The organism is Bartonella sp. AP36NXGY (assembly GCF_042195865.1).
GTDB lineage: Bacteria > Pseudomonadota > Alphaproteobacteria > Rhizobiales > Rhizobiaceae > Bartonella.
Genome location: NZ_JBHIPD010000005.1, coordinates 83,715 through 106,584, shown reverse-complemented (window position 1 = coordinate 106,584; position 22,870 = coordinate 83,715). Strand labels below are relative to the sequence as shown.

Genomic DNA, 22,870 nt, shown 5'->3' with positions numbered 1-22,870 from the left:
ATTCCTAAAACATATACGGATCCCCAAATAAACTTCAACTGCTATTCTACAAAAACAATAATTACACAAAATAAGATTTCTAAAGAAAATTTAGCTAATATTCTACTCTTTTATCGTGCAACAAAACGCTATATTCTAAAAATTAAGATACAACACACAATTTTTAACATGAACCAAATCAATACGGATAGCAAGAAAAATTACAAAATAACAAGTATTGTTTTAATACAACCTTCAAAAGCATATACAACAATATCTTTAGAATAATAGAGAGGATGTTTTTACTTTTTACGTTCTTTTAATACCCACGCCTCTCACACGAAGAAGCCCCCATACGGCTATTATGTTATCCATTTATGGCGCCTTATAAAAAAATTTTAATATGCTCAAGCCCTTTTCAAAAATTCCCTATAATAGTGTAAGATTTATTGCACATCACTCTCTTTACTTCATAAAGCTACAAGTCGATATCATCATTCTATTTAACAGCTCCTATTGCATTAAGCTTATTCATAAGGAGATTTTACGTTATACTATTTACAGATAACCCAAAAATGAGCTCCAATATCAAGAAAATTTGTGTATTAATCCATTAAAATCCTACGCACTCCTTTATAAGGGAAATACTTTCAAAACCCTACTTCTTCTCCATTCAAAGAAATTATAATAAGAAGATTTTAAAACTTCCTCATAATGGATAGTACAAATAAAAAACATCGTATGCACTCAAAAACAAAAGATAGAAAGCAACCAATAAATAGAGGAACAATAGAATATTTATAATGCACGATAATAGTGCTATTTATATCAACATATATAAAATTGTTTTTTAAGATAAATTGGCAAACCTCTATAAAAATTTCTTTTCCAATTTTTATAGAGAGAAAAAGATTACGATAACAACCGGATAAAACGCTGAACAGTCTCATGTATTCCATACTCTAATGCATCAGCAATGAGCCCATGGCCAATAGAAACTTCATCAAGCCAAGGAATATTTTTGACAAGAGCAGGAAGATTCATAAGTGTCAGATCATGCCCTGCGTTTATACCTAACTGCAATTCTTTTGCTCTTCTTGCTGCTAAAACAAGTTTATTGAGCTCTTGATCTTGTTTTGTTTTATCCTGAAATGCACCACCGTAAGGTCCCGTGTAAAATTCCACACGATCAGCGCCCATTGCTTTAGCAATATCAAGACCATCGACAGTAGGATTAGCAAAAAGGGATACACGAATCTTTCTGTTTTTTAAATTCTGAATAATAGGTGCTAAAAATTCTGCATCATGAGCAAAATTCCAACCATGATCAGACGTTGACTGATCTGGATCATCAGGAACAAGGGTAATCTGATCCGCATAGTTTTTAGCGATATCCAAAAATTGATCACTGGGATAACCTTCAATATTAAACTCAGCAGTAGGAAAAGTGTTCTTTATTAAACAGTATATATCTGGTAAATCCGCAAAACGAATATGCCTTTCATCAGGGCGCGGATGAACCGTCAAACCTGCTGCTCCAGCAGCAAGCGCTATATGCCCAATATTTGTTATACTTGGCCACGGAAGATTACGTCGATTACGCAAAACAGCAACAGCATTAAGATTAACCGAAAGTTTTACCGCCATGCCCATTTCCATTTTTTATAGTGTGTAACAAGATAGAAAAAAGGCATTTTCTATCTGAAACTGGGATGATACACACATTTTCTCTATCGAACAATCGTTAAATGCTCTGCTGCGCGGGTAATTCCCGTATAAAGCCAGCGTGCATACATATCACGAAATGCAAAACTTTCATCAAACAAAACGACATTATTCCATTGAGAACCTTGCGCCTTATGAACCGTTAATGCATACCCATAATCAAAATCATCATATCGCTTTTTTAATTGCCATGAAATTTCTTGATCAGGGTTTTCAAACGCTGCTTTTAAAAGTTTAATCTTTGCTACACCACGCTCACTTTCTTCTGGTTTCACAAGAAGATTAATACTTGGTTTAACGGTCTCCTTCTGTGAAGTCATCACCTTCCATAAAGAGCCATTCAACAAACCTTTAATGGGATCATTTCGCAAACACACCAGCTTATCTCCCGCTTGCGGATAATCTGCTGTAAATCCCTTTAACACACGCAAACGCTGATTATAAAGGTGGCGTGTACGATTAACCCCTACCAAGACCTGATCAGCATCCAAAACCAATTGTTGATTGACCTCTTTACGTGTCACAACGCGCGCTTCTCCATAGTCACCATAAGCAATATCGCGTCCTTCACGTACATCCATAGCAAGACGTATAATCGGATTATCTCGCGCTTGCCGATGAATTTCTGAAAGAAGAAAATCTGGTTCTCCATTAGAAAAAAAGCCTCCACCTGATATAGGAGGCAATTGACCTGGATCACCAAGAACAAGAATTGGCGTTCGAAAACTCATTAAATCACGGGCCAATTTTTCATCTACCATCGAGCACTCATCAACAATAATGAGTTTAGCTTGTGCAGCAGCACTTCTTCGATTTAACGTAAATGTTGGAGCAATAGATTTTTTTCCTGTTATTTCATCGGAAACTTCCTCTTCACCACGTGGACAATAAATTAGCGAATGAATCGTACAAGCATTGCTTGCACCTTTAGAACGCAAAACCTGCGCCGCCTTCCCTGTAAAAGCAGCAAATTGAACAGAACCATCAACTGTCTCTGCAAAATAGCGCGCAAGCGTCGTCTTACCCGTCCCCGCATAGCCAAAAAGGCGAAAAAGAGGAGAACGCCCTTCCTTCAACCACGCGGCAACAGCCTTCAATGCATTATCCTGTTCCGGCGAAAACTGCATAGCTTACCAACATAAGATTTGCATAAAAAGAGCAGTATTTTGAAAAAAACCGACTATCAAGAAAAACCTTTTTATTAAGAATTGCTGACACACGCCCATCTAACAACTTTCGTAGCACAATTATCAATTATTGACCCATTGTTTTTTCAAGATATTGTAAACAATCTAAATTTTATCTATACATCGATCTTCTTGGTAACACCTTATGCGTATCAAATAAAATATCATTTTTTACAACAGTAACACCAACAATGGAAGATGCATATCTTAAATTTAAAATAACACCTATATACGCTTTTTCTAACCAAAATTTAGAATGAGAAAAAGAGCATTGCAATTGCAAAACCCTCACTAGAAAAAATGTCCTTAACAGGATAAAAATAATGTAATTTTTGAACGCTATTTTACACAATCAATCAGCTTTCTTGCACATAAAAATAAAGTACATCCACTATTACGAAATAATAATTAAATATATCAAAAACCTTTTAGCAGAAATAAAAATAGCTCTCAACAAAACGACTTAATCCTATGATGATACACCTATAAAGTTCCTATCTCCCTCTCATCATGATTTTAATAAATTTACTCTTCATGCTACAAATAAGTGATATCTCAACGAATAAAGAGAGACATCACACTTATATGAAGCACGCTTTATCTCGCACAAATATGTAGCTTTTTCTGTTTCAACAATAAAATATGGTTCGTAAGTATGGCCTTCTTGGTAGTCTATTATAGAAAACTGGGACATGGCTTCAGTCCAGCGTAGCGCTTCAGGTTCGTCCTCTAGAATATGAGAAAAGCGCAATTCTCCATCTATTGAGTTAAACTTTTTCTTTTTGTCGCAATGTTTTAAAGTTTATAAAAACTAACTGATTAATGCTATTCTTATTGCTAGAAATAACAATAAATCAAGGGGTATAATTTGTTAATAGGCTTGGTGTTATGTCAAAATATCAGCGATGAGATTGCTTTTTGGTTGTTTTAGAAATGAAATAATGAGCTCAAATATTGATGAATGAAACGGAAGGTTTAAATTGAAAATATTAATTCCAGATGACTATCAAAAAGCCACTCTAACATTACAGTCTATTACAAAATTAATGAAATCGCATGAAGTGCTGGTTATAAATAATTTAGCTAAAGAATGTAATTTAGAAGATAAGCTCAAAGAGATAGATATTCTTATCTTAATTAGAGAGCGGACTATAGTTGATAGAAATCTTCTCCTGAAACTGCCAAATTTAAAATTAATCTGCCAAACAGGCCCTATAGGTTCACATATTGATATAGAAGCTTGTAGAGACTTAGGAATTGAAATATTAGACGGTGGTGGAGATCCAACTTCTGCTGCTGAATTTGCCTGGCTCTTAATTATGTCTGCGCGTAGAAAACTCTATAAATCTGTGTCTGATATGAAAAAAGGACGCTGGCAAACAACATTTGGCAACCAAATGAAAGGGGCTACTCTTGGAATATTCGGGTTTGGGCGTATTGGTAAAATGGTTGCTCAATATGCTCAAGCTTTTGGCATGTCCATTTTAGTTTATGGGAGCGAGCGTTCAACGCAAGAAGCAAAAAATTTAGGTTATCATTTTACGCATTCAAAAGATGAATTTTTTACACGTCCTGATATTATATCCGTACATTTACGTTTAAGCGATAAAACCAGAGAAATCATAAAATTAGATGATCTATTGAGCATGAAACCACATGCTATTTTTGTTAACACAGCGCGTTCAGCTTTGGTTGAAAAAGGGGCGATAGAAAAAATACTAAATTTGGAAAATTCAACTTACTTTGCACTGGATGTTTATGACAGCGAGCCAGTATATGGGAGCAAATTATTGCAATCAGATAGAGTTCTTTGCACGCCACATCTGGGCTATGTGACTGAAGAAAGCTTTGAGAATTATATTGAAAAAGCTTGCCAAAATATAGCATCTTTTATGAAGAGCGCTTAATGCCGGCTGAGCCAATGTTTGTAAAATTTATCTTATATCGCTAGCGTATCAAATTTGCACGACACATAATAGCTTATTTCCTTAAATTAAGCATATTCCTTAGTTTTCATATTAATACCAATAGTATGGACAGATTTTTATGTAATCAGCATAAAATACACAATTTATTATTGCAATCATTAAAAAAGGCTACTTCATTGGAATACACTTTAATTGGAGGGGGCGGAGTGAGCAATAATAAATTTATAGGAAAAAATTATTATAGATGGATTATATTGCTTGTTGCCACGATCGCTCAAGCATCAGCCTGCTTCTTTGTTCAAGGGATTGGTCCTTTAGCTGAATTTTTTAAGAAGGATTTCTCGCTTAGTGACTCTCAAATAGGTTTGCTGTCTTCAGCAGCGCAATTCCTACCTATTATTGGCTTACTTGTAGCTGACGAATTACTAGACAAGTTTAACGAGCGCTATATTGTTGGAGTTGGCGCGGTCGGCGTTTCTGTCGTTCTTTTGTTGGGAGCAATCGCAGATAACTATATTTCCCTTTTGGTTTGTTTGCTAATTATAGGGGAATTTTATAGTTCTGCTCAACCCGGTGGCGCTAAATCTGTTTCTGCATGGTTTCCACAATCGCAGCGCGGATTTGCAATGGGAATAAGGCAGGCGGGGTTAACATTAGGTTGTGGGGGCATTAGCTGGAATAGTTCTTCCTGCTAGTGTGCTTGTCTATGGCATACAAGGTGCGTTTTGGTCGGTGCCATAGTTTCTTTTTTAGGGGGATGTATATTTATTATTTTTTATCACTCACCAGCAAAAGTTATCGCTATCGTTCCAAAAAGCAAGGCAAGAATTTCGTTCTATGCAAATGTAAGATCTCGTCTTGCAATGTTGGCTGCGCCTCATATGAAGAATATTATTTTTCCAAGCGTTTCACTTGTGATCGTTCAATATGTTTTAACCATTTTTATAACGATCTATTTTTATAGAATCTATCACCTGTCTTTAGATAAAAGTACTTATTTATTTTTTGTTTCACAGGCTTCTGGTGCCTTAGGAAGAATTATTTTAGCAGCGTAGCGTGATCATTGTAGAAAAGGACGGTTTTTTCCTGTCTTGTTTTGTATGATTGCAGTCGTTTTTTGATTTTTAATATTAATTTTGGGCATGAGTGGATCCATAATTTATTTAACTATTTTATCTGCTTGGTTAGTTTTTGGAGGAATGGGATAGTATGGCCCTTGGGTTGCTTATATTGTAGACTCTTCGCCAAAAGAAAGTGTTGGCTTTTCTCTGGATTTAGCAATGTCTATAAATCAAATCGCAATCATTACTGCTCCACCATTATTTGGATTAATCTAAGATTTTACAGACACTTATTTACTAACATGGCTGATTTTAATTTTAATTATTGTTTTTTCACTTTTCTTAATAAAAAAGTAGGGAAATATAATTGGGGAGGAAATTATAATGATAAATGAAAATACTTTTGAGTTGAGCAATATCGAAAGAGACAAACTTTGGGAGGCTTTAGACCATGTTATTTATGATCCATACGGTGGTATTGAATATTCGGTTGAGTTAAAAAAATAGCATTTTCGCTGCTACCACATAGCATATTGACAATTATTATGAACCAAAAGGTGTCTATTACCCCTAGACCATATTTAATCTTTGAAAACCTTCCTGTTGATAGACAAATTAATATGTCACCTAATCCTTACAATTTAGATGCGTCTTGTAAAAGTGGCTATATTAGCGAAAATTTAATTATGATGTTTTCTTTATTGATCGGAGAGCCTTATTCAATTAAGTTTGAAGGCGAACATATAGTAAATAACCTAGTTCCTTTAGAGGATAATAAAAAAGATTATACAGGATTAGGATCTGAAGTTGAGTTAGATTTTCATATGAAAATGCTGCACTAAAATTTATAACGGATTTAAATTTATCTCCTAAAGGGGATACTTTTATCTGGTGTTCGCAATGGTGTTGATGGTCCGTTAACGATGATGCACGTCTAGCTTTAAAACTTTTAAGTGAGGAGGATTTGAGGAGCTTCAGGGATAATTTATATATAATTAATGTTCCCTATAGATGGAGAAAAAATGGGGTAACTTCTACAAGTAAAGTGCCCCTCGTTCAAGGGGACGGTGAATTCCCAGATATCAGCGCTGTTTTTTATCCAGGCATGTTAGAGCCACAGTCAAAAAAAGCCAAGAAAGCTTCAGATCATTTTTATGAAGCTATTAAGGCTGTATCTTTTGGAATTGATGTACAACCAGGAAGATTATTATACATTGATAACAGAATGGCCTTACACTCTAGAGATAAATTTTTTGGATCATTTGATAGTTATGAAAATCCAATGCGGTGGATTCAAAGAGTGTTTATGTCTGCAGATTTATGGAATCATAGATATATAGAACAAATAAAAGAAAGAGTATTTAATTTTCAATGTTAATATCCTGATAATGATATGATGTTGAGTATTATTCTGGTTTATATATTGACGATACATCTCATATGTATAGGTTTCTCCCGCATAATCATACCTGATTATAAGCTATGGTGACCTATTGGTTTTCTATGGCTGCATTTGATTTTTGTTATTTTTTCCCTTCCTTTCAAACCGCTAGGGGGATTTTCCTATCAAGCCCCTGAAAGAGCTATTTGGAGTAATTTCATAATGCAAAACCAAAACATAGTAACAAACTTTTCTATTGTTTTCATAGGCATAATGGCTTGCATGGTTGCACCCTTCAAGCAGTGTGGCTTTTTTTCTTGCACGATGAAATCATTCATATATGAGACAACATAATTAATTTATAACAGATAATTCAATGTATTATCTAAAAAATGCAACGAAATAGCTATTAATGTGAACATATGAATTAAAAAAACAAACATCGCGTACAAATAAATTCAAACATAATTGTGCACACGACTTATAACATTTTTTAGATGAACAAATAATAATACACCCCATGTCTTTAAACAAAGAATGAAAATCATAAAATGAGCTCTAAGGATAATAGGAACTCTCCACAAAGAAGTGACAGAGATGAAGACTCCAAAGACTTCATCATCACCATCCTTCACCATTTTGTTAACATATTCATTTTATACAAGAATCTTTCCTTCGGAAGAAATAGCATTTGCAATAGCTTCTTCGCTTGCCTCATCGGGTAATAACATCTCATTATGAGCACATCCCGATGGGATCATAGGAAAACAGTTTTCTAAATGATAAACACGACAATCAAAAAGAACAGGCTTATCACAGTCAATCATCTGCTGAATTTTATCATCAAGTTCATCGGGTTTTGAACAATGAATTCCCACGGCTCCATAAGCTTGTGCCAATTTCACAAAGTCAGGCATAGATTCCGTATAAGAATGAGAAAGACGATTACCATGCAGCAATTGCTGCCACTGGCGGACCATTCCCATATACTGATTATTTAAAATGAAAATTTTCACCGGTGTGTCATGCTGAATAGCTGTTGCAAGCTCTTGAATATTCATCTGAATGGAGGCATCACCAGAAATACACACAACAAGCGCATCAGGATGCGCTATTTGAACACCTATAGCAGCAGGTAAACCATACCCCATCGTTCCAAGACCACCAGAAGTCATCCAATGTTTTGGTTCATCAAAATGATAATACTGCGCTGCCCACATCTGATGCTGCCCGACATCCGTTGTAATATAAGCATTCGCATCTTTGGTAAAAGCATACAGCCGTTCAAGAGCATATTGCGGCATAATGACATCTTTTTTCTCCGCATATGCTAATGAATTACGAGCCTTCCAACGGTTAATTTGCGTCCACCACGCCTCACGGACTTCACTGTTAAACGCTGGTTGCTGTATCTTTAAGAGTTGCGTCATATCTCCTAAAACACAAGCCACATCACCAATAATTGGAACTTCTGCTTTTACAATTTTATTGATAGAAGAAGGGTCAATATCAATATGAATAATACGCGCATGAGGTGCAAATGCATCAAGGCGCCCGGTGATACGATCATCAAATCGTGCTCCAACAGCTAACATGACATCACAATCATGCATGGCCATATTAGCCTCATAGGTTCCATGCATTCCAAGCATTCCAAGCCAATTTTTACCGGAAGCAGGATAAGCACCAAGTCCCATTAATGTTGAAGTAATCGGAAAATCCCCCAATTGAACCAAATTACGTAAAAGCTGTATAGCTTTCATCCCCGATGAAATAACACCACCACCAGAATAAATAATAGGGCGTTTTGCCTCAACTAAAAGAGAAACGGCAGATTCAATAGCCTTAGTATTCCCTTTCAACGATGGAAAAGAATGTAAAGACTCCTGAACTTGAGGTGCTCTATAAAATCCTGAAGCAAATTGAACATCCTTAGGAATATCAATCAAAACCGGCCCAGGACGACCTGATTGAGCAAGAAAAAAAGCTTCATGAATAATAGCCGCAAGATCATTGACATTTTTAACCAGCCAATTACGCTTCGTACAAGGCTTTGTAATTCCAACTGTATCAGCCTCTTGAAAAGCATTTGTTCCAATCACCGTTGTTGACACCTGCCCAGAAAAACAAATAAGAGGTATCGAATCCATAAGAGCATCTTGCAAAGGTGTAACAGCATTCGTTGCCCCTGGACCAGAAGTCACAAGCATAACCCCTACCTTCCCTGTGCTGCGTGCATAGCCTTCAGCTGCATGCCCTGCGGCTTGTTCATGGCGCACCAAAATATGCTGGAGTGTATCTTGGTGATAAAGAACATCAAAAATAGGCAAAACAGCCCCACCAGGATAACCAAAAATATGTTCAACGCCTTGATCTATAAGAGCTTGAACCACTATTTCAGCGCCCGACATTATTTTTCCATCTGCACTCTCTTGCTTTCTTGGATCATTTCTCATTTTTCCCACTCACCTACTTTATAGGACAATAAAAAAGCCCCTAACGGAGCCCATAAAAAAAGCCCCCAAAGGAGCCCATTACACAACACATACTGTATGATTACCCCCATTATTCCAACGTATAAAATATATAAAAAATTCCTTGTAGAGAGATTTCTAATTCCATTGATACCATTCGTCAATAAAAAATTATATTTTCTAAAAAATTTCTTTTTCACGAATTATCTTTTATCTTTCGATAAGTTTCTTTGCAAAGCTCTAACTCTTTTATCAAAAAGTAAGCATCCATTCTTCATCAAATTGATTACGAAACCATGTCATTTGTCTTTTTGCATATCTCCTCGTTTGTATTTTCACCGCTTCAAGAGCACTCTCAAAGCTTCTATATCCATCCAAATAAGCCATAAACTCAGGTATACCAATAGCCTTCATTGCTGGTAATGAAGGGGAAAGTTTAAGTTTTTTCATAGCCACCACTTCTTCTAAAGCTCCTCTTTCAATCATAGAATCCAAGCGTTTATGAATACGTTCATAAAGCAGAGGACGTGGTGGCATGAGAAGAATTTTTTCGGTCAAATTTGGCGCAATGAGAGGTGTTGTTTTTTGTTTCTGCCACCAACTGAGCGTCTTACCGGTTGCATCATAAACTTCCAAAGCACGTACAATACGCTGCCTATCATGCGAAGAAATTTTTTCAGCAACAACAGCATCAATCTGCAACAACTGGCGATAAAGACTTTCAGGTCCCTCTTTATCAAGCAGCAAACGCCACTTCTGCCGCACAACATCTGGAACATGAGGGATTTCCGAAATCCCCTCTAAAAGAGCACGAAAATAAAGTCCTGTTCCACCAACAAAAATAACTGATCTTAAAGAAAAAGTAGCCAATAGCTTCTCGACATCACACAACCATTGCCCTACTGAATAGTTCAAAGTAGGACTCACATGACCATAAAGATAATGGGGAACAATCGCGGTGTCAGCCTCCCTCGGCCGTGCCGTTAAAATATTTAAAACATCATAAACCTGCATTGAATCAGTATTAATAATGAGAGCATTTTTTTCTTGAGCCATTTGCAAGGCAAGTTCTGACTTCCCACTTGCCGTTGGCCCTGCTATTAATGTAACTGTTCTCTGTGTCATGAATAGCAATTTCTCCCAATCAATAACTTATTGCAACATGCAGACACCCCCAAAGCCTTCCTGTATTTTCTCTCCATTATCATAGAGTAAATACTTCAAACAAAAATACGAACACAAATTCCCCTTAAGACAAAGCCCCTTATGAAACTTATAAAAAAGAAAAAATGGACTTAATAACAACACCAAAGGAATTTCCAAGCATTTTTTGCTATCATAATTCAATAACAAACCACAGCTATAATAATTCTGTCCGTTAAGGCCATTAAAAATATACTCTCTGTCATCATTTATGAAAATAATACTAAGTTTAATCTATACAATCAAATAGCTTTATTTTTTCCTATAAAAATAGCATGCTACGCCGGTTTATAATAAGAGCCTCATAAAGTATCATATCAATACCATTTACTTGCGCATCACAAGCAGAGATAAAAATGGACTTAAGAAAGGTGTACCAATAGCTCTTATGCAGCATTTCAAAGTCTAGGCTGTTACAATATTGAGAACTGAAAAATACTATGATGACACCAATTTATACTTTGATATTCAGCATAAAGATATAATGATTTCCAATGGATTTTATATTGCACACCCCATACTCTCTATCGTGAAATGAGCTTGAGAAATATTGGACATCACATGGCTGACTTGCAAAATATCCCACACACTAAGGCTGATAAAAAACAAAAAATAATTTTTTAAGGATCAATCCATTAGGAGCGTTACGAACCGTAACTCTCCATCTGGACGCGCTACAATAAATAGAGCATTTTTGCGTCCAGCTTCACGTAATTTATGAATACGTTTTTTAGCCTCATCAATTGTTGTGATAGAACTCTGATTGATATCAACAATCACTTCACCAACGCGAATACGCTTTTTATCCGCTGCACTATTTTGTGCAACAGATGTCACCACTAGTCCTCGAAGTTTATCTGAAATTGAATAACGATGACGCAAATCCTCTGTCAGTTCAGATAACGTCATTCCCATAAATTGCATTGTCGCGTTTTTCGACAGATCTTGATTTTTTTTATCATCAACTTCTTCTGTATCTTCATTTGGATCTGTTTCAATCAAACGTCCAAGCTTAACTTTTACTGTTGCTTCTTGCCCATTGCGTAAAATAGTAACGTCCACCACTTTTCCTTCTGAACTTTCTGCAACTAAACGCGGCAAATCACGTGCATGCTTAATTTTGGAATTACCAAAGGAAAGAATAACATCTCCAGTTTGTAACTGGCTATTATCTACATTATTTTCTTCCGTCTGTTCTATTTTACCAGCCACCAATGCTCCCACAGCATTGTCCAATTTTAAACTTTTTGCAATATCCTCTGTTACCGGCTGAATACGAATAGCCAACCAACCACGCCTTATTTCTCCAAAATCACGCAATTGATTAATAACAGAAAGAGCCATATCCGATGGAATAGCAAATCCAATACCGATAGATCCTCCCGAAGGTGAAACAATTGCTGTATTAATGCCAATGACTTCACCATTTCTATCAAATAACGGCCCACCAGAATTTCCCCGATTAATTGCTGCATCTGTTTGAATAAAATTATCATAGGGACCAGCATTAAGATCACGGTTACGTGCAGAAATAATACCAACCGTCACACTTCCACCAAAACCATAAGGATTACCAATAGCCATAACCCAGTCACCAATACGTGCTTTTTCTGAGTCACCAAAACGCACAGCTTTTAATTTTTTACTTCCTGCATCGACTTGAAGCAACGCCAAATCAGTTTTGCTATCCTTTCCAAGAAGCTTTGCCTTTAGTTTTGTACCATCCGTAAAATTAACTTCAATATCATCAGCATCTACAATAACATGATAATTTGTAACAATAATCCCTTTTTGCGCATCAATCACAAAACCAGAGCCTAAAGAACGCACCTTTTGAAATTGACTATCTTTTTGACCATCCTTGGGTGTAAAAAAATCACTGAAATATTCCTCCAGCAATGAATCTTTTGGGATAACGGGTACCGAGGTGTTTGCATCCTGTTCTGTTCCTTCAACAGTCTGCGCCGTGGAAATATTCACAACTGTTTCCAAAAGCTCAGAAGCTAAATCAGGAATAGAAAGCAATGCCTTGCTTGTCTCGGCTCCCCAAGACAAACTCACTGATCCTGATAGAAACAAAGTCACACAAAAAACAACTCTTGTGATAAAAAACTTTAAAAACGTATTTTTACTCACGATACTTCTATCCATGACATGCCTTTAATCAAAGATGCAAAGAGCCCCACTAAATTTATCTACGTAAAACCAGCACGGCTCGATACTCTCTACCACTTTTACCATAAAAGAAAATGGTCACAGATCATTCTTTTCATGCAAAATCTCGTATCTGCAATCCATTATTTTATCTATTCTCTCCCGATTTTGGATCAGTTTTACTGAGGCCAGTATTCATTGTCGGTAAGAATGCTTTATTTGCCTGCGGCGGATTACGAAAATAGAAAAAGAAATCCTCATTTGGAGAAATCACCATCGGTGTTTTCTCTAAATTCTTGTATTGTTCCATCGCCAACCAAAAATCGTAAAAAGACGGATTAGCCTCCCTCGCATTCAATAGAAGACGAATACTTTCAGCTTGACCTTCACCACGGGTAATTTCAGCATCACGCTTTGCAGCTGCTACAATTTCTTCATATTCACGATTAGCTTCTGCCACAATACGATCTCGCTCCTGCTGACCACGAGCCCGGATATTTTCCGCAGCAGCTTCACGTTCAGCTGCCATTTGCCGATAGACATCTTCTGAAACAGCATCAGTCAAATCGGTTTTACGAATACGCACATCAACAATGGTAATACCCAACGAGCCTGCATCTACAGAAAATTGCTTCTGTACTTCAGCCATCATCGCGCCTCGTTCATCCGATAAGGCTGCTTTAAATTCTCGCTTACCATAAACAGCACGCAAAGCGTCAATAAACCGTGGTGCAAGGTTTTCACGTGCCGCAATTTGTGGACGCCCAGAAGCAATGCGCTGTAAAAACAACTTAGGATCTGTAATACGGTAAATAAAGAACGCATCCACCTCATAATACGCACCACCACGAACCTGTACAGATTGTGTAGGAACATCGTAACGCAATAACCGATTATCAACAATGATCATCTTATCGATAAAGGGCGCCTTGAAATAGATTCCAGGATTAGATTCTACCTGAACAATTTGTCCAAAACGCTTAATTGCTACTTGTTGACGAGGATAGACGATAAATACGGACATCCACAAAATCATCAAAACAAACACTATAGCACTAAAAACAAACAAAAAGCGAGATTGCTGCATAATTAATCTCCTCCAGAAATACGAGAATCTAAGAGTAACGCAGGACGCGCTGCTGTTGCCTTTACTTTTTCCGATGACTTGCTACGCAACAATTCATTCAAAGGTAAATAAGGCACCGCTGGAGAATTTGCCTGATCAAGAACCAGCTTATTTGGTGAAGAAAGAATCCGCCCCATCGTCTCCATATAGAGACGGTAGCGAGCAGCTTCTGGTGAAATCGCAGCCTCTCGAGCTATCGCCTGAAAACGTTCAGCACGCCCTGTTGCCTCTTCAACCATTTGTGCCTTTTCACCTTTTGCGATTTCCCGTGTGCGTGAAGCTTCACCATTTGCTAAACCAATTTTCGTAAAACGCACACGATTCCCCTCTTCAATCATTCTTCCACGTTCCTGCTCCGCCTGCTGAACAGAATTAAACGCAGCAGCAACCTTTGTCGGAGGAGCAGCTTCACTGATAGAAACACGGCTTATTTCGACACCAAGTTGATATTTATCCACAGTCAACTGGATAATCTTTCTAACGTCATTAGCAACTTCTTCTTTCTTGTCACGTAAAACATCATCAACCGGCCGCGAACCAATGACCTCACGCATTGCACTCTCAGCAACTTGGCGGACAGTTCCCTCTTGATCATTCACATTGAATAAAAACTGACTAGGGTATGAAATCCGATAATAAACGGAAAAATTAACATTAACGATATTTTGATCACTCGAAAGCATTAAACCATCACTTTGTTGCGCCTGACCGGGCTTCCCACCAATCGCGATTGTTTTTTCCGTTAAAGGTACTTTCATATAGGTCTCAATTGGCCAAAAATGAAAATGCAACCCATCACCAATAATGCCTTCTTTAGGGATGCCAAAGCGCAACTCTACCGCTTGTTCATTTTGCTGAACAATATAAATTGACTGGTATAGCCAAAAAAACACAATAAGCAGAAGGAATAAAACAGAAAAACTGCTTCTCCCGAATTGTTTAAACTGATCCTGCCCTTTGCGCAAAATTTCATTAAGATTAGGACCATTTTCGCCACCAGAACCAAAGAGATTCTTAGCTGGTGTCTTTTTGTCACCACTGTTTTTATCGCCACTCCACGGGCCACCACCATTTTGATTTGTCCAGGGCATTATCACCTCTTTAACTGATTACCACTACTCGAACACCAACCATTTGCTTGATCTTATAGGGTGTCTCTTACCTCATTACAATACAACTGATAAACCCTTTCACTTCATATTACAAAAAATTATTTCCGCTCATAAACAACAAAACGTGTCGGATGACTATCTTTATCCCCTTTTGGAATATCTTGTGTTTGCACAATAGTCCACTTTTCTTTATCAAAAACAGGAAAAAAACTATCACCTTCTATAGAAGCTAAAACTTCTGTAAGGAATATTTTATCAGCCATATGCAACCCTTGTTGAAAAATTTCACCCCCACCAATAATAAAAATTTCCTCTACATCATTTTGAGAAGCAACATTTGTTGCAAGAGAACAAGCTTGCGATAAAGAGTGAGCAACATCAGCCCCTTCAGCACAAAAGGTACAATCACGCGTAATGACGATATTTGTACGCCCTGGTAAAGGTCTCCCAATAGAATCCCAAGTTTTTCTTCCCATAATAATGGGCTTACGCAACGTCAAAGCTTTAAAGCGTTGCAAATCCGTCGATAAATGCCACGGCATGGCACCTTCACGACCGATAACACCATTTTCTGCAACAGCAGCAATTAAACAAATGGAAATCGTCATATTGCTACCGGCGCTTTAATATGAGGTTGTGCTTCATAATTAAGCAACTCAAAATCCTCAAATTGAAAAGAAAAAAGATCTGTTACCGCTGGGTTTATGCGCATACATGGCAAAGCATTTGGTATACGAGACAATTGATATTTTGCCTGTTCAAAATGATTAGAATAAAGATGAGCATCTCCCAGAGTATGAATAAAATCGCCTACTTTAAGACCGCTTACTTGCGCAATCATCATCGTTAGCAATGCGTAGGATGCAATATTGAATGGAACACCTAAGAAAATATCCGCCGAACGCTGATAAAGTTGACAAGATAATTTCCCCTCCGCAATGTAAAATTGAAAAAGACAATGACACGGAGGCAACGCCATTTCCTCTATTAATGCAGGATTCCAAGCTGATACAATCAAGCGACGAGAATCTGGCGTCTCCTTAATCATCGTTAAAAGATTGTTAATTTGATCAATATGGCGTCCATCAGGAGCGGGCCAAGAACGCCACTGATAACCATAAACAGGACCAAGATTTCCCTTTTCATCAGCCCACTCGTCCCAAATTGACACACCATGCTCTTTCAACCAAGCGATATTTGTATCGCCTTTAAGAAACCACAAAAGTTCATAAATAATTGAACGTAAGTGTAGTTTCTTTGTTGTCAACAACGGAAATCCTGCTTGTAAATCAAAACGCATCTGATACCCAAAGATAGATCGCGTTCCAACACCCGTTCGATCTGTCCGATCAATACCCTGATTTAAAACATGAGATAAAAGAGCAAGATATGATTTCATGAGGGTATTATGTCCGATTCTTCTTATTATAGAAAATAAAAACTGTAAAATCCGTACAAACATAATTCAAATCTTTTTCCAAAAACATCTTACACAAGAAATTATCATGATCTAACTAAATTTTTGATGCAAAAGATAAAATACTATAGACAGCTTCTAAAAAAATGACATAAATGAACAAAGATGGATGAACATCAAATAAAGGGATCGACTATGGAAAAACAAGAAGCTTTAAAACCACATGATACAAGAAAACGTATCTGGGCTATCGTGTCCAGTGCATCAGGTAATCTAGTAGAATGGTATGACTTTTATGTTTATTCCTTTACATCTATTTATTTTGCATCACAATTCTTTCCCTCAGATGGCAATGACGTTACGCAACTTTTAAAAGCGGCGGGTGTTTTTGCTATTGGTTTTCTTATGCGCCCAATCGGCGGATGGCTTTTTGGCTTCATTGCCGATCGTTACGGACGCAAACGCTCAATGCTTATCTCTGTTTTTATGATGTGTGGTGGTTCGTTCTTAATCGCCCTACTTCCTACCTATGAAACCATTGGAATGGCAGCAGGAATTCTTTTACTTTTACTCAGAATGCTTCAGGGGCTTTCTGTCGGTGGTGAATATGGTACAACAGCAACTTATATGAGCGAAATCGCCCTCAAAAATCGCCGCGGATTTTTTAGCTCTTTCCAATATACCACACTGATTGGTGGTCAACTTCTAGCCAGTCTCGTTATATTCATTTTAGCGCTTTATCTCACCGAAGATCAGCTAAAAGCGTGGGGCTGGCGTATTCCATTTGCCATTGGTGGATGCGGTGCAATTGTTGCGATTTATCTACGCCGCACACTCCATGAGACAACGACCAAAGAAAGTCGTTCTAGTGCACAAGCTGGTAGTATTAGGGGACTTCTGAGCAACCACCGAAAAGCTTTCTTTCTGGTTATTGGCTTTACAGCTGGAGGATCGCTCACATTCTACACCTATACGACTTACATGCAGAAATATCTGATCACAACCACTGGCTTTGATAAACATACAGCCACAACAATCATGACAGCTGCTCTCTTTGTTTTCATGTTACTCCAACCCCTCTTTGGTGCTCTTGCAGATAAAATTGGAACAAGAACTTCACTCCTTATTTGGAGTGTCTTATCTATTATCTTTACCATTCCTGGACTTAATATGATTGGTAGTACTGATAGTACATGGATTGCTTTATCAGTCATTACTGGAATGCTCTGCATTATGAGCTTTTATACATCTATCTCTGGCATTGTAAAATCAGAAATGTTTCCTGCTTCAGTACGAGCAATAGGAGTTGGGCTCTCTTATGCTATTGCCAACGCACTGTTTGGCGGTTCTGCTGAATATGTCGCACTTGGATTAAAAGATCTTGGATATGAATCTGTCTTCTATTTTTATATAACCGGCATGATGATTATTGCATTCATTGCTGTTCTCTTAATGCCAGATGCTCGCAAAAAAGGGTATTTACAAGGAGACGATATTCATTAACCTTTAATGTTAACAAACAAGGATTTTAACAAAAAAGCCCAGAGTACTGGGCTTTTTTTTATATTCTTTCCGATAGAAGTTTAAAGCTCACAATTTTTTATCCCTTCAAACACTCTAAAGAAGCAATGTTCCCTCCTGCACACGCCGCTTATAAAAATAAATGGCTTCATATTATTATGTAATAAATACTTCTTTAGCTGAATTTAATTCACTGAAGATAAAAAACGTTTGATTTATTTTAATATTCCCATGCCCACTCAAAATCGAAGAAAAGTGATTATCTTTCAAGATAATTTTATCAATAATAAAGATTACACTCATGATTTTGTTTAATACGTTCTTAATAGTACCCCCTCATGCAAAACAAATCCTTTCATGAAAAATAGAAAATACCATTATATTATGAATTCGCACACTTTTTTGAGAAACATTTCTCAATGCACCCAACTCCATTTCACAACGGCACCCGTGAATGACATAACGTAAAAGCCCCGTAAAGTATAAACATGGGCATCACTCTCTTTACACTTAATAAAAGTGCAAGCCGCTATCATTATACTATTGAGGAACTCTTAATATTGTACTCCCCCTTAACACTTAAGATCATTCCTAAAAATTATTTTAACTGATACACCAACCTCGCATGAAATAGTCAATAACATCATTTTACGAAACAACATCAAGCATATAAACTAAAGAGTATCATATCTTCATAAACACTCTGCATATGCAAATAATTCACAATCAAACAAAAAATAATATTTCCTTAAGGATAGTAAAAAGCGTATGATTTACGCAATGTAACAACACCATGAGCCCAAAACACCACTGATAGCTCTAGAAAAAATCTTTATGTTTCCCTAAAAAATTATCATGATACAATGGCGTTTTTATAATGCACATCGTAAATAGCTTTAAAAAGAAGAAAAGTTATAAATCTAAAAGGGGAATACTTCATGAATAATCAAACAACTTTAGATCCACATGATACAAGGAAACGTATTTTTGCTATCATATCCAGCGCATCAGGAAATCTGGTAGAATGGTACGACTTTTATGCTTACTCCTTTGCATCGGTTTATTTTGCATCACAATTTTTTCCTGAAGATGAAGATATTGTTACACAACTGTTAAAAACGGCAGGAATCTTTTTTATTGGCTTTCTTATGCGTCCAATTGGAGCATGGCTCTTTGGATACATTGCGGATCGTTATGGACGTAAACGCTCAATGCTTATTTCTGTTTTTATGATGTGTGGTGGCTCTTTTCTCATTGCCATACTTCCCACTTATAAAACCTTGGGAATAACAGCAGCATTTCTTCTCCTTTTAGTCCGTATGTTTCAAGGGCTTTCCGTTGGCGGTGAATATGGTACAGCAGCAACGTATATGAGTGAAGTTGCGCCCAAAAATCGTCGTGGTCTCTTTGCTTCTTTTCAATATGCAACAACGATCTCAGGTCAACTTCTGGCAAGTTTTATAATATTTATTTTAGCCATTTACCTTAACGAGGATCAGTTAAAAGCATGGGGATGGCGTATTCCCTTTGTCATTGGTGGCTTTGGAGCAATCGTTGCAATTTATCTGCGTAGCTTGCTTCATGAAACAACAACCCTCAAAAGCCGCTCTGAACAACACGCTGGTAGTCTTAAAGAACTTTTTCGTAATCATAAAAAAGCTTTCTTTTTGGTTGTTGGCTTTACAGCTGGTGGATCTCTCACATTTTATACATACACCACTTATATGCAAAAATATCTGATCACAACCACTGGTTTTGATAAACAAACCGCAACAACGATAATGACTGCCGCCCTCTTTGTTTTTGTGCTACTCCAACCCCTTTTTGGTTCCCTAGCCGATAAAATTGGAGCAAGAGCTTCACTCATTAGTTGGGGGGCATTATCCATTATCTGCACCATTCCTGTACTTAAAATGATCGGTAATGCCCATAATCCATGGACAGCACTCTTAATTATTATTGGAATACTCTGTGTTATGAGTTTTTATACGTCCATTGCTGGTATCATAAAAGCAGAATTGTTCCCTGCTTCAATCCGAGCAATTGGTGTTGGATTTGCTTTTGCCATTGGCAACGCACTCTTTGGCGGTTCTGCTGAATATGTAGCGCTTGGATTAAAAAATATGGGATACGAATCTGTTTTCTTTTTTTACATCGTTGGTATGATGGTCATTGCACTCATCTCTATTCTTCTTATGCCCGATATAGATAAAGGAGGATATCTCGATAAAGACGATAAACTTCATTAAACTTATTTTCTGGATAAAAAAAGCCCACGAAATTGGGCTTTTTTTGATCTCCTCTCCACCCTAGTAAAGAACGAAAAGCCCGCCCCGCATTCATCTTACAAACAACTCAGTTTCTTTTAAATTGTCTATAGTTACTGCCCTCTTTATGTAATTTACTTGATAAGATTCTATGGGCAGCCCTACCCTAAATATTTATCACGATATCTAAAAAACACCTCATACGGAAAACCTTATCTGAGACTTACCTCACCCTCCTAAATGATGATGTGTTATGATACAATAAGATAATTAAGGACACAAAATCCCCTTTTACATTAACTTAAGCTTTATGAAATGTCTTCAGTTTTTGGGCTTTCTGCTCATAAAGACCATCTCTTCTATAATCTTCCGGTATGATGCCAATATTGCATTCTTCTCATCAAGTTTAAAGGTATCTTGATCTACTTTTCAATGTTCTCTCCCTTTAAATGCAATGTGATAACTTTTTATTCTACAACACAAGTAAAAATCTTAAAACGAATGACAACATAACTCTAATAAATCATCTTAAAGAGTTTCCCTAAGAAATTGTTATAATACCATTGAATTTTTCTGGAAATCATAAACAATTATGTTTAGAAAATATGAACTATAAATCCAAAAGGGGAACAATTCATGAAAAATGAAACAACTTCAGCATCACAGGATGCAAGAAAACGTGTTTTTGCTATTATAGCAAGCGCATCAGGAAATCTCGTAGAATGGTATGATTTTTACGTGTACTCATTTGCATCAATTTATTTTGCATCACAATTCTTTCCCTCCGATGGTGATACGATTACGCCACTGTTAAAAACCGCAGGTGTGTTTTTTATTGGCTTTCTTATGCGCCCTATTGGAGCTTGGTTTTTAGGGTTTGTCGCCGATCGTTATGGACGTAAACGCTCGATGCTTATATCCATTTTTATGATGTGTGGTGGCTCTTTTTTCATCGCCATACTTCCCACCTATGAAACCTTAGGAGTAACATCAGCAATCCTTTTACTTTTAGCTCGGATGATGCAAGGACTTTCAGCAGGTGGTGAATATGGTACAGCAGCCACTTATATGAGCGAAGTTGCCCTCAAAAAACATCGTGGGCTTTTTGCTTCTTTCCAATCAGCCACCCTTATTACAGGTCAACTTCTTGCCAGCTTCATTATATTTATTCTAGCATCTTATCTCTCTGAAGATCAGTTAAAAGCATGGGGATGGCGCATTCCTTTTGTGATTGGTGGTTTCGGGGCAGTGATTGCGATTTATCTGCGTCGTTCTCTCCACGAAACAACCACGAAAGAAAGCCGCTCTCACAAACACTCTGGCAGTCTTAAGGAACTTCTCACCAAGCATACAAAAGCCGTTGTCGTAATTGCATGCTTTGCATCAGGAGGATCACTCACATTTTACACCTTTACGACTTATATGCAAAAATATCTGATCACAACCACCGGCTTTGATAAACATACCGCAACAACGATTATGACAGCTGTACTATTTATTTTCATCCTATTCCAACCCATAGCTGGTATCATAGCCGATAAAATTGGAACAAAAACTTTACTTATCATTTGGAGTATACTCTCTGTCATCTTTACATTTCCTGGACTCTGGATAATCGGTAATACGCATAGTATATGGGTTGCCTTTTCCGTCATTATTGGCTTGCTCTTCATTATGAGCATGTATACATCCATCTCTGGTGTCGTCAAATCAGCAATGTTTCCCTCTTCAATACGCGCATTAGGCGTTAGCATCTCTCATGCCATTGGCAACGCCTTATTTGGTGGTTCTGCTGAATACGTTGCGCTTGGATTAAAAAAGTACGGTCATGAATCACTCTTTTATTTTTATATAACCGTCGTGATGATCATGGCATTCATTGCTCTTCTCTTTGTCCCGAGTATGCGTAAAGGAGGCTACCTCCAAGAGGATGAAAAACATTAACCCTTTTTATCAACGAAAAAGCCCAAGAAATTGGGCTTTTTTTATCATTATCACAAATTTAATATTGTTTAAATTTTATGAAGTGCATTAAGTTGCTTAGCAACTAGATAATAAAAAGTCAGTCGACTTTTTCTACGCTCTCCAGACATCATCTCAGCCACTTTTGAAACAGCCGTTTTAGCACTCTTCTCATCAGCTTCTAAAACATCTTGAACCCATTTTTCAACACGTTCTAACTCTTTTGGATCCGATGTAGCAACAAGCGCTGCATCCTGCTTTTTCATCACCAAAGCTAAACGATGGCTAAGTCGTTCTACTGCTGCTTCATCGGGATTTGAATCATATAGTTTAATATCTGCTAAATTATTTGTCATTTTGCATCATCTCCTCT

General features: G+C 37.2%; 19 protein-coding genes. 9 read left to right on the top strand and 10 right to left on the bottom strand.

The features are described from left to right. Window positions 1–891: 891 nt before the first annotated feature. Together ACFINX_RS03695 and ACFINX_RS03690 are read right to left on the bottom strand one after the other, a co-directional pair. Window positions 892–1,626, bottom strand: coding sequence for a pyridoxine 5'-phosphate synthase (locus ACFINX_RS03695; protein WP_375613393.1), 735 nt, complete (start codon window positions 1,624–1,626; stop codon window positions 892–894). 83 nt (window positions 1,627–1,709) lie between these two features. Continuing rightward, complete coding sequence (locus ACFINX_RS03690; RefSeq protein ID WP_375668349.1) at window positions 1,710–2,831, bottom strand: ATP-dependent RecD-like DNA helicase; 1,122 nt, start codon at window positions 2,829–2,831, stop codon at window positions 1,710–1,712. Window positions 2,832–3,871: 1,040 nt separating this feature from the next. Between ACFINX_RS03690 and ACFINX_RS03685 the strand changes: the two genes are divergently transcribed. From ACFINX_RS03685 to ACFINX_RS03660, 6 genes are all read left to right on the top strand, one after another. Beyond that, the gene (locus ACFINX_RS03685) at window positions 3,872–4,798 is read left to right on the top strand and encodes a D-2-hydroxyacid dehydrogenase family protein (RefSeq protein WP_375613391.1); all 927 of its coding nucleotides are present in this window, start codon (window positions 3,872–3,874) and stop codon (window positions 4,796–4,798) included. Window positions 4,799–4,923: 125 nt separating this feature from the next. Next, complete coding sequence (locus ACFINX_RS03680; protein ID WP_375668348.1) at window positions 4,924–5,514, top strand: MFS transporter; 591 nt, start codon at window positions 4,924–4,926, stop codon at window positions 5,512–5,514. Between the two features lie 30 nt (window positions 5,515–5,544). Further along, entirely contained in the window at window positions 5,545–5,874 is a 330-nt protein-coding gene (locus tag ACFINX_RS03675; RefSeq protein ID WP_375613389.1) for a hypothetical protein, read from the top strand. 390 nt (window positions 5,875–6,264) lie between these two features. After that, window positions 6,265–6,387 (top strand): hypothetical protein, encoded by a 123-nt coding sequence (locus ACFINX_RS03670; RefSeq protein ID WP_375613388.1) that lies wholly within the window; start codon window positions 6,265–6,267, stop codon window positions 6,385–6,387. Window positions 6,388–6,425: 38 nt separating this feature from the next. Continuing rightward, window positions 6,426–6,722 (top strand): hypothetical protein, encoded by a 297-nt coding sequence (locus tag ACFINX_RS03665; protein ID WP_375613387.1) that lies wholly within the window; start codon window positions 6,426–6,428, stop codon window positions 6,720–6,722. Window positions 6,723–6,844: 122 nt separating this feature from the next. Continuing rightward, entirely contained in the window at window positions 6,845–7,258 is a 414-nt protein-coding gene (locus tag ACFINX_RS03660; protein WP_375668347.1) for a hypothetical protein, read from the top strand. A 659-nt stretch (window positions 7,259–7,917) separates the two neighbouring features. Here the strand turns inward: ACFINX_RS03660 and ACFINX_RS03655 are convergent. The 7 genes from ACFINX_RS03655 to ACFINX_RS03625 form a co-directional block, all read right to left on the bottom strand. After that, window positions 7,918–9,717: an acetolactate synthase 3 large subunit gene (locus tag ACFINX_RS03655; RefSeq protein WP_375613385.1), complete on the bottom strand. Its 1,800-nt coding sequence runs from the start codon at window positions 9,715–9,717 to the stop codon at window positions 7,918–7,920. 270 nt (window positions 9,718–9,987) lie between these two features. Further along, on the bottom strand, window positions 9,988–10,860 hold the full coding sequence (gene miaA / locus ACFINX_RS03650; protein WP_375668346.1) for a tRNA (adenosine(37)-N6)-dimethylallyltransferase MiaA: 873 nt from the start codon (window positions 10,858–10,860) through the stop codon (window positions 9,988–9,990). A gap of 705 nt (window positions 10,861–11,565) precedes the next feature. Then, window positions 11,566–13,089, bottom strand: coding sequence for a Do family serine endopeptidase (locus ACFINX_RS03645; RefSeq protein WP_375629936.1), 1,524 nt, complete (start codon window positions 13,087–13,089; stop codon window positions 11,566–11,568). Window positions 13,090–13,240: 151 nt separating this feature from the next. After that, entirely contained in the window at window positions 13,241–14,179 is a 939-nt protein-coding gene (gene hflC, locus ACFINX_RS03640) for a protease modulator HflC (RefSeq protein WP_375606990.1), read from the bottom strand. Window positions 14,180–14,181: 2 nt separating this feature from the next. Further along, the gene (hflK, locus tag ACFINX_RS03635) at window positions 14,182–15,309 is read right to left on the bottom strand and encodes an FtsH protease activity modulator HflK (protein WP_375613382.1); all 1,128 of its coding nucleotides are present in this window, start codon (window positions 15,307–15,309) and stop codon (window positions 14,182–14,184) included. A gap of 119 nt (window positions 15,310–15,428) precedes the next feature. Next, a complete protein-coding gene (locus ACFINX_RS03630) occupies window positions 15,429–15,938 on the bottom strand; it encodes a dihydrofolate reductase (RefSeq protein ID WP_375628859.1) in 510 nt (169 codons plus the stop codon). Beyond that, on the bottom strand, window positions 15,935–16,729 hold the full coding sequence (locus tag ACFINX_RS03625) for a thymidylate synthase (protein ID WP_273722957.1): 795 nt from the start codon (window positions 16,727–16,729) through the stop codon (window positions 15,935–15,937). Before ACFINX_RS03625 ends, ACFINX_RS03630 begins: the two co-directional genes overlap by 4 nt. 213 nt (window positions 16,730–16,942) lie before the next feature. Between ACFINX_RS03625 and ACFINX_RS03620 the strand changes: the two genes are divergently transcribed. The 3 genes from ACFINX_RS03620 (at window position 16,943) to ACFINX_RS03610 (ending at window position 22,479) form a co-directional block, all read left to right on the top strand. Continuing rightward, window positions 16,943–18,250, top strand: coding sequence for an MFS family transporter (locus ACFINX_RS03620; RefSeq protein WP_375612016.1), 1,308 nt, complete (start codon window positions 16,943–16,945; stop codon window positions 18,248–18,250). A gap of 956 nt (window positions 18,251–19,206) precedes the next feature. Continuing rightward, window positions 19,207–20,517, top strand: a complete 1,311-nt coding sequence (locus ACFINX_RS03615) for an MFS family transporter (RefSeq protein ID WP_375668345.1) — start codon at window positions 19,207–19,209, stop codon at window positions 20,515–20,517. 654 nt (window positions 20,518–21,171) lie between these two features. After that, on the top strand, window positions 21,172–22,479 hold the full coding sequence (locus ACFINX_RS03610; RefSeq protein WP_375612014.1) for an MFS transporter: 1,308 nt from the start codon (window positions 21,172–21,174) through the stop codon (window positions 22,477–22,479). A gap of 68 nt (window positions 22,480–22,547) precedes the next feature. Here ACFINX_RS03610 and ACFINX_RS03605 read toward each other — a convergent pair whose 3' ends face one another. After that, on the bottom strand, window positions 22,548–22,853 hold the full coding sequence (locus ACFINX_RS03605; protein WP_375668344.1) for a DUF2853 family protein: 306 nt from the start codon (window positions 22,851–22,853) through the stop codon (window positions 22,548–22,550). Between the last annotated feature and the right edge of the window lie 17 nt (window positions 22,854–22,870).

What these genes read in the sequence shown, in the direction of transcription:
- ACFINX_RS03610 (WP_375612014.1), top strand. Translation starts at nt 21,172, where the DNA reads ATGAAAAATGAAACAACTTCAGCATCACAGGATGCAAGAAAACGTGTT.
- hflK (WP_375613382.1), bottom strand. Translation starts at nt 15,309, where the DNA reads ATGCCCTGGACAAATCAAAATGGTGGTGGCCCGTGGAGTGGCGATAAA.
- ACFINX_RS03625 (WP_273722957.1), bottom strand. Translation starts at nt 16,729, where the DNA reads ATGAAATCATATCTTGCTCTTTTATCTCATGTTTTAAATCAGGGTATT.
- hflC (WP_375606990.1), bottom strand. Translation starts at nt 14,179, where the DNA reads ATGCAGCAATCTCGCTTTTTGTTTGTTTTTAGTGCTATAGTGTTTGTT.
- ACFINX_RS03670 (WP_375613388.1), top strand. Translation starts at nt 6,265, where the DNA reads ATGATAAATGAAAATACTTTTGAGTTGAGCAATATCGAAAGAGACAAA.
- ACFINX_RS03655 (WP_375613385.1), bottom strand. Translation starts at nt 9,717, where the DNA reads ATGAGAAATGATCCAAGAAAGCAAGAGAGTGCAGATGGAAAAATAATG.
- ACFINX_RS03615 (WP_375668345.1), top strand. Translation starts at nt 19,207, where the DNA reads ATGAATAATCAAACAACTTTAGATCCACATGATACAAGGAAACGTATT.
- ACFINX_RS03665 (WP_375613387.1), top strand. Translation starts at nt 6,426, where the DNA reads ATGAACCAAAAGGTGTCTATTACCCCTAGACCATATTTAATCTTTGAA.
- ACFINX_RS03680 (WP_375668348.1), top strand. Translation starts at nt 4,924, where the DNA reads ATGGACAGATTTTTATGTAATCAGCATAAAATACACAATTTATTATTG.
- ACFINX_RS03605 (WP_375668344.1), bottom strand. Translation starts at nt 22,853, where the DNA reads ATGACAAATAATTTAGCAGATATTAAACTATATGATTCAAATCCCGAT.
- ACFINX_RS03620 (WP_375612016.1), top strand. Translation starts at nt 16,943, where the DNA reads ATGGAAAAACAAGAAGCTTTAAAACCACATGATACAAGAAAACGTATC.
- ACFINX_RS03690 (WP_375668349.1), bottom strand. Translation starts at nt 2,831, where the DNA reads ATGCAGTTTTCGCCGGAACAGGATAATGCATTGAAGGCTGTTGCCGCG.
- miaA (WP_375668346.1), bottom strand. Translation starts at nt 10,860, where the DNA reads ATGACACAGAGAACAGTTACATTAATAGCAGGGCCAACGGCAAGTGGG.
- ACFINX_RS03695 (WP_375613393.1), bottom strand. Translation starts at nt 1,626, where the DNA reads ATGGCGGTAAAACTTTCGGTTAATCTTAATGCTGTTGCTGTTTTGCGT.
- ACFINX_RS03630 (WP_375628859.1), bottom strand. Translation starts at nt 15,938, where the DNA reads ATGACGATTTCCATTTGTTTAATTGCTGCTGTTGCAGAAAATGGTGTT.
- ACFINX_RS03645 (WP_375629936.1), bottom strand. Translation starts at nt 13,089, where the DNA reads ATGGATAGAAGTATCGTGAGTAAAAATACGTTTTTAAAGTTTTTTATC.